Raw genomic sequence first — 10,328 nt, forward strand, 5'->3', positions numbered from 1 at the left:
TTTTTGGATTGCATCGTAGCTTATCCAGTGGTAAACTTTTTCATCTTTTATAATTTCGATAGTATCTGCAGATAAACTAAAATCTCCTATTTTTCGAATTAAAATAAAATCTTCAATATTTAGTTTATATTTTTCTTTCATTTCCAAAGCTATATCTTGCCTTATTTGGAATATATTATCCTTCATGAATCCACTCCTTTCAAGGAGGCTGTTGGGCACTCCTAGTTTTTTATTATTTCAATGTCGGGATCCAAGGATCCCTGAGTGCCCAACATTCAAATAACAAAATTTAGTTTAGAGGGAGATAAACTCCCTCATTTATTTTTATTTATCTACTCTCAATTCCAGATCACAAGGCTCCAAAGAAAACGTGATGCCCTGTGTATCACTTCTTTTCCTTAACTCAACCTCAGCTACCAAGTAATCCTCAAAAGCAACCACAGGAACCCCGTTGCACACAATGACATAGATAGTTTTACTCAACATGGCTCTCACCTTCTAAGATCTCAATTAATTCTGAAAGACTTATATTTCCATATTTTTCCAGATACTTCTTTATATCTAATTTTTTATAATCTTTAAAACTCATTGATCTCACCTAATTCCTCATAGGCTATCTGCCCGATGGTTCCATAGGTGAAATAATCTTTTTTCAAAGTCGTAAAAAATTCTACATTTTTACTTTCAAGCTTCAGCAAGAGGGAAGTAAGGGTTTCATTTTTTTCTTTTTTAGCTACTGCATAGATTTCACCGAATAATCCCCAGAACTCATTTTGTTTTTTAAAGGAATCATTTTTTAATTCCCCATGACTTTCCATCTTTTCTAAAAACAGTAGAAACTGTTTTTTATCTTTTTTCTCCATTTTATACCCCCATATCAAAATATTTTTGACTTTTACAACCTTAATTAATAGGTTTGTAGAAGTTATATTTTTTATTATAGTAGTAATATACCATTCTATAGCCTAGGTTGTCAACTTATTTTTTTAGGTTGCAACCCAAAAATTATGTTTTAAACCGTATTTTACTATGGTACAATAGTAAAAAAGGAGGTAATACTATGTTGAAATGTAATATTGGTTACTTAATGGTTGACCATAAAATAAAAACAATCACAGAGTTAGTAAATTTAACAGGATTAAGCAGGGATACTTTAACAAAGATTAGAGATCATTCTAAATTAGAAACTGTAAAGCTAGATACTTATTTAAAATTATGTGATTTTTTCAAATGTAACTTATCAGATTTAATTGAGTATATTCCAAAGGAAGACTCAGAGTAATTTCGTAACTTACGAAATAACAAATTAAAGTCTCAATGGTACAGTTCAAGATAGCTGGCAGGCTGTTTTAGGAATTCTTGAACCATACTATTCAGAGTTTAAAGGAGGAGATATTTATGAACAAAATGAGCAAATTCAAAATGACATTTTTAATTCTTTCTTTTATTTTTTTCTCTCCAGTAGCACTATATGGACTTTTAAAGAAAGAAAAAAAAGGAAATGATTTTTATAATAGACTGGTTATATTTTTTAGCTTCAAAGCATTTTTGGATACTATTATATATTTTAAACATATCCAAACTTATTTTTTTACAACCTTTGGATATGTACTCTTTTGGCTTGCAGTTTTGAGTTTTATGTATAAAAGGATATACGACAAACAATAAATTAAAATCTCAATGGTATAGTCCAAGAGTAGTTTGGGGGTTATCTCTTAACATCTTGAACCACACTATTCAAAATTTAATAAATATTCTAAGAGTAGATTTTTCTACTCTTTTTTTATTAAAATGAGTTTTACAGTGATACAAAGTACATTTTACAGTTTTTCTGTAATTCAATTGTATAATACAGAATATCCGTAATAAAGTCAATTTTTTTTTAAAACTTTTAAAAAAATGTTAAAATACAATGATGATATACAGAAAAAATGTAAAGGGGAGGAATTATGGAATTAAGTATACTTTTAAAACAGTTAAGAGAAGAAAAGAAGCTGACAATGAAAGAATTAGCAGCAAAATCTGGAATATCTATAAGTACAATTGGAGAAATAGAAAGAGGGGCCAATAAATCAAGACCTAGAACTTTGGAAAAACTAGCAGTCAGTCTAGAGCTTACAGAAGAAAAAAGAAGACAACTATTTCTTTCCATTCTCCCTGATAATGTGAATGATACTATAAAACCAAATGCTAAAATAATAAAAACAAGAAAAGTTCCTATGTATGGGACTGCCAGTGCTGGACCAGGATATTTAAACTTAAATGAGGAAATAGATGAAGATTTTGAAGTTCCGGATGAAGATTATAAAAAAGGAAGATTTACAGTAAAGGTAGAGGGGAATTCCATGTCAGGTGTAGGAGATAGAACTATCCCCTGTGGATCAATTGCATTAGTAGATCCTGTGATGTGTGAAGGTATAGAGGGATTAATCGGAAAAGTCTGTGTATTTACCTATAATGACGAAACATATATAAAGCAATTAGAAGTGGACAATCAAAATTTAATACATCTAGTATCTTTTAATCAAGATATCTCAGATATTATTATATTGGATAGAGAAGAATTAAAATGTGAAGGTAGAGTAGTCAGTACTTATTGGAAGAGAAAGTGGTAGGAAATTAAATATTGAACTTGTAACAATAAATTTTCTAGGGGGACAATTTGTGATAAAAAAAATAAAAAAGATTGAAAATTTTGGGATTTATAAAAATTTTAATTGGGATTCTTCTATTCGTGATGATGGTAATAATATACAAGAGTTTAAAAAATTAAATATTTTTTATGGCAGAAATTATTCTGGAAAAACTACATTATCTAGAATTATTAGGGCATTTGAAACTAAAGAAATTCCTCATGAATATATAGATTCTTGTTTTGAAATAGAGACAGATACAAGAAATTATATTCAAAGTGAATTACAAGATTTAAACTTAAATATTAGAGTTTATAATAAAGATTTTGTCGATCATAATTTAAGTTTTTTAAAAAATGAAGGAGAAGAAATAAACTCTTTTGCAATTCTAGGAGAAAAAAATATTGAAATAGAAAGAGAAATCGAATTAAATTTGAATAAACTAGGAAGCCAAGAGAAAAAAAATGGATTAATATATGAATTGTCCCAAACAAAATTTAATTATGACACTAAATTTAAAAAAAATAATTTTGATAGAAAGTCATTAGATGAAAAACTGAGAAACAAGGCAAATCAAGAAATAAAACCATCATTAATTTATGGAGATGTAAATTACAATATAACAAAAATTAAAGCAGACATAAATAAAACAATAAAATCACCAAAGCCTTTTTTTAGTGAAGAAGAAATTGTTGAAAAGAAAAAATTATTACAAGAACAACCTAAAGATGATATTTCAGAACTAGAAGAAAATTTTTTTGAACTTGAAAGAATTGAGCAATTTTCAAAAGAAACATATGATATTATAAATAAAAAAATTAAGCCTACAGAATCGATTCAGGATTTATTAGATAATGGAGCCTTACAAGAATGGGTAAGAAACGGAATGCTTCACCATAGAGAAAAAAGAGAAAAATGTGCTTTTTGTAATAATAAAATTTCAAATGACCTTTGGGTTAGGCTAGATGGACATTTTAGTCAGGAATCAGAAAATATAAGAGTAGAAATAGAAAAAATATCTGAAAAAATAAAAAAAGAAAGAATCTTAAAAGAAAGAATCTTAAAAATAAAAAAAGAGGAATTTTATATTCGTTTTCAATCAGATTTTGAAGAGGTAAAAAAAGAGTTAATAACAGAAATTAAAGAATACAATAAAATTTTAGATTTATTAATTAAAAATTTAGATCAAAGAAAAAAAGATATTTTTAAAGTTTTCGAATTGTCTTATTTTTTAGACAATTCAAAAAAATTGATCAAATAATAAAAAAAATTAATATTTTAATAAAGGATCACAATAGTAAAACTACTTCATTAAAATCTGAGCAAGAAGTAATAAAAGAAAATCTATTATTAGATGAAATTGCTAATTTTATTAAAAATATTGATTATAAAAACGAATTAAATCGAATAGAAGGTTTAGATAAAGAGAATAATAAACTATATAAAAATTACGAGGATTCTGCAAGTAGAATTAAAGGAATTGAAAAGAAAATAGAAGGTTTACAAATTCAATTAAAAGATGAAAAAAAAGGTGCAGAGAAAGTAAATAAATATTTAAATCATTTTTTTGGTCATAATGAATTAAAACTTGCCGCAATCGAAGAGGATGACGGAAAAGGTTTTAAGTTTAAGGTTTTAAGAGGTGAAAAAACAGCTAATAATTTAAGTGAAGGAGAATGTAGTTTAATTGCATTTTGTTATTTTATGGCAAAATTAAAAGACATCGAAAGTGATGGGAAAGAATTAGTTATATGGATTGATGACCCAATTTCGAGTCTTGATAGCAATCATATATTTTTCATATACAGCTTAATTGAAAGTGAAATTACTAAACCTATAAAAAAGATAGGAGAGCCTAATATTTATCGTTATAAACAATTATTTTTATCAACACATAATCTTGATTTTTTAAAATATATAAAACGTTTATCTAAACCAAAAAAAGGTGGGGTAGAATTATTTATTCTAGAGAGAAATAAAAATGAAACAGAATTAAAATTAATGCCCAAATATTTAAAAAATTATGTTACTGAATTTAATTATCTATTCCACCAAATTTATAAATGTTCTACTACTGAAATTACAAATGTTGATGCAGAATGTTTCTATAGTTTTGGAAATAATTTAAGAAAATTTTTAGAAGCTTATTTATTTTACAAGTACCCAACAAAAATGGAAGACGGTGTAAAAATGAAAAAATTTTTTGGTGATGATGAAAATGCAATAGCATTGATAAATAGATTTAGCAATGAAATGTCACACTTAGAAGAAGTATTTGATAGGAGTATGAAACCAGTTGAAATTCCTGAAATTAATAAAATAGCAAAATATATTATGGATAAAATCAAAGAAAAAGATGAAGAACAATATGATGCTTTAATTAAAAGCATTCAATAAAAATAAAATAATAAAGCTACTAAAAATATATTGTAAACATTTACGTCTAGGAGATTTAATATGAATAAAATAAAAGAATTGGTTAAACAATTCCAAGATAATATGATTTATGTAAAAAAACCTGAATACAATGAAACTTCTTTAAGACAGCATTATTTAGATAAATTATTTGAAAATTTAGGATGGGATATAGCAAATAACAACAAAGTAAACCCTGAAATACAAGAAGTTATATTAGAACCATATGATAAAAAATACAAAAGACCTGATTATGCTTTTACATTTAATGGTATAAAAAAATTCTTTTTAGAGGCTAAAAAACCTTCTGTATCTATTATAAATAATAAAAAAGTAATATTTCAAGCTAAGAGTTATGGTTGGTCAGCAAACCATCCAATAGTTGTTATATCAAATTTCGAAACTTTAATTATTTATGATACAACAAGCCCTCCCAAAATAGATGACCATTATAAAAATGGAGTTTTATATGAATATAACTACTTAGAATATGAAGAAAAATGGGATGAAATACATTCTCTTTTATCAAGGGGAAGTATTTTTTCAGGTGAGTTTGATACTAAATTTTCTAACAATAAAGACAATTTGAAACTCTATAGTATTGACAAATATTTTTTAACAGAAATAAATAATTGGAGACTAAAACTTGGGAAATATTTATATGAAGAAAAAAAGTATAATACTTTAAAGATAAATGAATCTATTCAAAAATTTATTAATCAAATTATATTTCTAAGATTTTGTGAAGATAGAAATTTAAATACATATCATTCAACAATGCAAAATTTTTCAGAGAATAAAGAAAAATTAAAAGAACAATTAAAATTACTTTTCATTGCAGCTGATTTTAAATATAACTCAGGGTTATTTGATGGAAAAAATATTATCTTTGATTTAAGTAACGAAATTATTTTTGATATTGTCAATAAACTGTACTATCCAAATAGTCCTTATATGTTTGATGCAATAGATTCAAACATACTTGGGGATATTTACGAATTATTTTTATCAGAAAAAATTGAATTAGTAGATAATAAAATAATTTTAGCAAAAAAAGATGAAGATATTAATAAATCAATAGTTACAACTCCCCAAGAAATTGTAAAATATATGGTTGAAACCTCTTTAGAGGAAAAAATTGATAATAAAAATTTCAATGAAATATTGAATTTAAATATTGCAGATATTGCATGTGGTTCGGGAATTTTTTTAGTGGCAGTCTATGAAAAGATACAAAATTATTTAATAAAAAAATATATGAAAGAAGATCCAACAAAATTAGTTTCTATCAATTTAAACCAATATAAATTGAATTTTTTTGCAAAAAGAAGTATTTTAGAAAATTGTATATTTGGCATTGATATTGATTTTAATGCTGTAGAAGTTGCAAAATTTAGTTTGCTTTTAAAACTTTTAGAGAATGAGAATAGCTCTACAATAGGTATTTTTAAATCTATATTACCGTCATTGAATAAAAATATAAAAAATGGTAACTCTTTAATAAATTTAGAGAACCTTTCAGAAAAAGAATATAATAAGCTTAGTCTCCCAGAAAAAATAAAATTAGTCCCATTTCAATGGGATTTCAAAGGAAATATTGATAGATTTGATTTAATACTTTGTAACCCACCATATGTAAAAACAGAAGATATGAAAAAACATACTTTAGATATCGAAATGAAAATGTATAAAAAATATTTTTCTGCTTACAAGCAATTTGATAAATATTTTTTATTTATTGAAAAAGCATTAAAAAACATTAAAGAAGATGGAAAAATATGTTTTATTATACCTAACAAATTTATAAAAAATGAAGCGGGGAGAAAATTAAGGGAACTTTTAATAGGAGATTATAGTTTAGAAAAGTATATTGATTTTAATTCAATACAACTTTTTAAAGATCAAACAACTTATAGTTCAATTCTAATAGCCAGCAAAAACAAAAATAGTGAATTTGACTATGAAGCGGTGGCTAATTTACAAGATTGGTTGAAAACTAAAGGAACTAAATTTGTAAAAGTAAAAAAATCTATTTTATCAAAAGATCCTTGGATTATATGCTCTGATAAAAAAGAGATCGATTTATTAAATAAATTATATGAAGATAGCTTTTTGTTAGATGATATTGCTGATGCAATAAACGGGATTCAAACTAGTGCAGAAAAAAACCTATCTAAAGGGAGACCTTATCCACTATACTGGTTTTCAAAATCAGAGATTTTAAAAGAGGATAATGAATATATAGAAATTAAGAGAGGTAATAAAACTTATAAAATAGAAAAAACTATCTTAAAGCCATATTTTAAACCCACTACAAAAATCGAAAAAAAGATATCAAGTTTTGATGTTCCAACATTAAATAAATGGATTATATTTCCATATGATAAAAATGGAGTTCTTTATAGTTTAAATCTGATGGAGGGAAATTACCCAGAAACTTTAAAGTATTTAAAGGATCATTATGATATGTTAATACCAAAGCAAATAAGTGGGGATTCTAATGATCGTGACGTCCCTATATCTGATAAGCATACTTGGTATCACTATGGAAGAATTCAAGGATTAACAAGTTTTATAGAAACTCCAAAATTAATCGTGAAAGTTATGGCTAAAGATAATCCATTATATTTATTAGACGTAGAAGATATGATTATTTCTTCTGGAGGAACGGCAGGTTATTGTGCAATAGAATCTAATTCTAATTCACCTTATGATTTAGAATTTATTCAGGCTATTTTAACTCATCCTGCGATAGACTGGTTATTTTCAAAGATGGGAAGTAACTTTGAAGGTGGATTTTATACTAGGGGAACTAATGTTTTAAAAAGGGTTCCTATTAAAAAATTAAATCTAGAAATTGAAGAAGAAAAAATGAAGTATGATAAGATAATATCTTTAATTAAACAAATCAAAAAATGTACTAATTTTATTAAACAAGACTTATCTCAACAAGAAATAGATATTCATAAAACTGAAAAAGTAGTATACTTAAAGAGATTAGAAAATGAAATAAGTAATATGTATATGATTTCAGATTTTAAAAATATTTATAGAAGGGAACAAACAAAATGAAAATAAAAGAAAATGCTTCAAGTCAAAAATTAAGGGGAGGATACTATACTCCTCTTGAACTATCAAACTTTATTGTAAAATGGGGAAAACGAGAAAATATAGAAATATTAGAGCCTAGTTGCGGTGACGGGTCATTTCTAGAAAGTATAAATAAAGAGTATCTTAATATTAATTATAAATGTACTGCTATCGAATTATTAGAAGGAGAATTAGAAAAAGCAAAATCAGTAGTTAAAAATTCTAAAAACTTTGATTTTTTAAACCAAGATTTTTATGACTATTATGAAAATCATAAGAATAAAAAGTATGATTTAATTGTAGGAAATCCACCATATATAAGATATCAATACCTTTCTCAGTCTCAAAGAGACTATCAGTCTAAAATGCTAACGCAATCTGGTATGAAATCTAATAAATTAATAAATTCTTGGGTAGCATTTGTAGTTGCTTCTGTTAATTTATTAAAGGATAAAGGGAAAATAGGATTAGTCATTCCTGCAGAACTATTACAAGTAGCGTATGCTAAAGATTTAAGGTTATACTTAACAAATAACTTATCAAAAATTACAATTGTAGCATTTAAAGAATTAGTTTTTCCAGAAGTTCAACAAGAGGTTATTTTGTTGATGGGAGAAAAAGATATTAGTCAAATTAATGATGACAAAGGAGAAATATCTTTTATTGAAACTCAAAATATATCATCATTATCTGATGTAAGCGATGGAAAAATTGAGTATAAACATATCAATCATTCAACAGATAAATGGACAAAATATTTATTATCTAATAGTGAAATTAAACTAATAACTAAAGCTCAGAATAGCAAGGATTTTAAATATTTTGATGAAATTGCTAATGTAGATGTAGGAATAACTACTGGAAATAATAAGTATTTTTCCGTAGATAAAAATATAGTTGAGGAATATAAATTAAAAAATGTAGTTAATTCATTAATTGGAAGAAGCTGTCATATTAATGGGTTATACTTTGATAATGATTTATGGCTTGAAAATGTAGAGGAAAATAAGAGATCATTTTTAATTAATTTTCCTGATACTCCATTTGAAAAATACGAAAAAGAACACAAAAATTATATTTTTAATGGTGAAAAAAATAATGAAAATAGTGGTTATAAGTGCAGAATTAGACAAAGATGGTATAGAGTCCCTTCTATTTGGGCACCTCAAATATTCCTTTTAAGACGGAGTAATCTATATCCTAAATTTATTTTAAATGAGATTAATGCTGTAAGCACAGATACTATGCATAGAATCACTACGAAGGGGAACCTCAATCCCAAATTACTTTTATTAAGTTACTATAACAGTATCACTTTTGCTTCAATAGAGTTAGAAGCAAGAAGTTATGGTGGTGGAGTCCTTGAAATTCTACCTGGAGAAGTAAAAAAAATATTGATATCAGATTTAAGCTTTATTACAGAAGAGGAAACTCAAATTCATTTAAAAAAAATAGATTCAATGCTAAAAATGGATAATGACATTGAAAAAGTATTAGATTATGTAGATAGAAAAATAATATTAAAAAACTTGAACTTTACAGAAAAAGAGCTTATTAATTATAGAAACATTTGGAGAAAACTAAAAGATAGAAGGTTAAATAGAAAATAACTAATCGATAAGATTTTATTTTAGGACTTGAAAAAACAAGTCCTTTTTATTTTGTTAAAATTATAGATGTTGTATTATAGATCAAAGAAAAGCAAATTTTTATTTGACAATTACAGAAATTCTGTATTATAGTGTAACTATGAGAGGTGAATAAATGAAATCAAGAAATATAGATTTATATAATAAGATTCAAAATATTCTTTCCAGTAAAAAAATAACTAAAACTTCTATAGCTAAAGAGATTGGGATAAGCCTAACAGCTTTTAGTTTACAACTTAGGGCCTTAAGAGAAGGACGAGGGATCTCAACTAATACATTGATAGTTTTAGAAGAAGTGACAGGGGAAATGTTTTTAAATTTATAAGAGTACTCTTCAGGAGGATGGATGTCCGAATTAAAAGATAATAAAAAAGAAATAAGGTGTAAAAATTGTAATCGGAAATTAGCTACCATAGAAAATAATTATTTTATGATAAAAGGTAAAACAAATTATTATTCTAACGGGATAGAATCAACTATTATATGCTCCAATTGTAATTCAAAAAATAAATTTAAAACAAAATAAATGATATTCGAGGTC

At 25.6% G+C, this 10,328-nt stretch carries 9 protein-coding genes and 1 pseudogene; 8 read left to right on the forward strand and 2 right to left on the reverse strand.

Features of this window, described 5'->3' with window-relative positions; translation table 11 throughout:
* Together V5784_RS01505 and V5784_RS01510 are read right to left on the reverse strand one after the other, a co-directional pair.
* Window positions 1-186, reverse strand: a 186-nt coding sequence (locus V5784_RS01505) for a hypothetical protein (RefSeq protein ID WP_336887282.1), incomplete at its 3' end; no start/stop codon positions are given.
* A gap of 392 nt (window positions 187-578) precedes the next feature.
* On the reverse strand, window positions 579-863 hold the full coding sequence (locus V5784_RS01510; protein ID WP_336887283.1) for a hypothetical protein: 285 nt from the start codon (window positions 861-863) through the stop codon (window positions 579-581).
* 197 nt (window positions 864-1,060) lie between these two features.
* Here V5784_RS01510 and V5784_RS01515 point away from each other — a divergent pair, with 197 nt between their 5' ends.
* The 8 genes and pseudogenes from V5784_RS01515 to V5784_RS01550 all read left to right on the forward strand — a co-directional run bounded on the left by V5784_RS01515 (window position 1,061) and on the right by V5784_RS01550 (window position 10,313).
* On the forward strand, window positions 1,061-1,282 hold the full coding sequence (locus V5784_RS01515; protein ID WP_336887284.1) for a helix-turn-helix transcriptional regulator: 222 nt from the start codon (window positions 1,061-1,063) through the stop codon (window positions 1,280-1,282).
* 116 nt (window positions 1,283-1,398) lie between these two features.
* Window positions 1,399-1,668, forward strand: a complete 270-nt coding sequence (locus tag V5784_RS01520) for a hypothetical protein (RefSeq protein ID WP_336887285.1) — start codon at window positions 1,399-1,401, stop codon at window positions 1,666-1,668.
* A gap of 281 nt (window positions 1,669-1,949) precedes the next feature.
* The gene (locus V5784_RS01525) at window positions 1,950-2,615 is read left to right on the forward strand and encodes a S24 family peptidase (RefSeq protein ID WP_336887286.1); all 666 of its coding nucleotides are present in this window, start codon (window positions 1,950-1,952) and stop codon (window positions 2,613-2,615) included.
* A 49-nt stretch (window positions 2,616-2,664) separates the two neighbouring features.
* Window positions 2,665-5,030 (forward strand): annotated as a pseudogene (locus V5784_RS01530) (AAA family ATPase).
* A 60-nt stretch (window positions 5,031-5,090) separates the two neighbouring features.
* Window positions 5,091-8,120, forward strand: a complete 3,030-nt coding sequence (locus tag V5784_RS01535; RefSeq protein WP_336887287.1) for an Eco57I restriction-modification methylase domain-containing protein — start codon at window positions 5,091-5,093, stop codon at window positions 8,118-8,120.
* A complete protein-coding gene (locus V5784_RS01540; RefSeq protein WP_336887288.1) occupies window positions 8,117-9,748 on the forward strand; it encodes a class I SAM-dependent methyltransferase in 1,632 nt (543 codons plus the stop codon). The genes V5784_RS01535 and V5784_RS01540 overlap by 4 nt, the downstream gene beginning before the upstream one ends.
* A gap of 154 nt (window positions 9,749-9,902) precedes the next feature.
* Window positions 9,903-10,112 carry a hypothetical protein gene (locus tag V5784_RS01545; RefSeq protein WP_336887289.1) on the forward strand — a complete coding sequence of 70 codons (210 nt, stop codon included), beginning with the start codon at window positions 9,903-9,905 and terminating at the stop codon, window positions 10,110-10,112.
* A gap of 21 nt (window positions 10,113-10,133) precedes the next feature.
* Window positions 10,134-10,313 carry a hypothetical protein gene (locus V5784_RS01550; RefSeq protein ID WP_336887290.1) on the forward strand — a complete coding sequence of 60 codons (180 nt, stop codon included), beginning with the start codon at window positions 10,134-10,136 and terminating at the stop codon, window positions 10,311-10,313.
* The last annotated feature ends 15 nt before the right edge of the window (window positions 10,314-10,328 follow it).

The organism is Psychrilyobacter sp. (assembly GCF_037132775.1).
Taxonomy (GTDB): Bacteria; Fusobacteriota; Fusobacteriia; order Fusobacteriales; family Fusobacteriaceae; genus Psychrilyobacter.

Excerpts from the sequence above, each read along its gene's own strand:
- V5784_RS01525 (WP_336887286.1), top strand. The coding sequence starts at position 1,950 with ATGGAATTAAGTATACTTTTAAAACAGTTAAGAGAAGAAAAGAAGCTG.
- V5784_RS01550 (WP_336887290.1), top strand. The coding sequence starts at position 10,134 with ATGTCCGAATTAAAAGATAATAAAAAAGAAATAAGGTGTAAAAATTGT.
- V5784_RS01510 (WP_336887283.1), bottom strand. The coding sequence starts at position 863 with ATGGAGAAAAAAGATAAAAAACAGTTTCTACTGTTTTTAGAAAAGATG.
- V5784_RS01515 (WP_336887284.1), top strand. The coding sequence starts at position 1,061 with ATGTTGAAATGTAATATTGGTTACTTAATGGTTGACCATAAAATAAAA.
- V5784_RS01520 (WP_336887285.1), top strand. The coding sequence starts at position 1,399 with ATGAACAAAATGAGCAAATTCAAAATGACATTTTTAATTCTTTCTTTT.
- V5784_RS01535 (WP_336887287.1), top strand. The coding sequence starts at position 5,091 with ATGAATAAAATAAAAGAATTGGTTAAACAATTCCAAGATAATATGATT.
- V5784_RS01540 (WP_336887288.1), top strand. The coding sequence starts at position 8,117 with ATGAAAATAAAAGAAAATGCTTCAAGTCAAAAATTAAGGGGAGGATAC.
- V5784_RS01545 (WP_336887289.1), top strand. The coding sequence starts at position 9,903 with ATGAAATCAAGAAATATAGATTTATATAATAAGATTCAAAATATTCTT.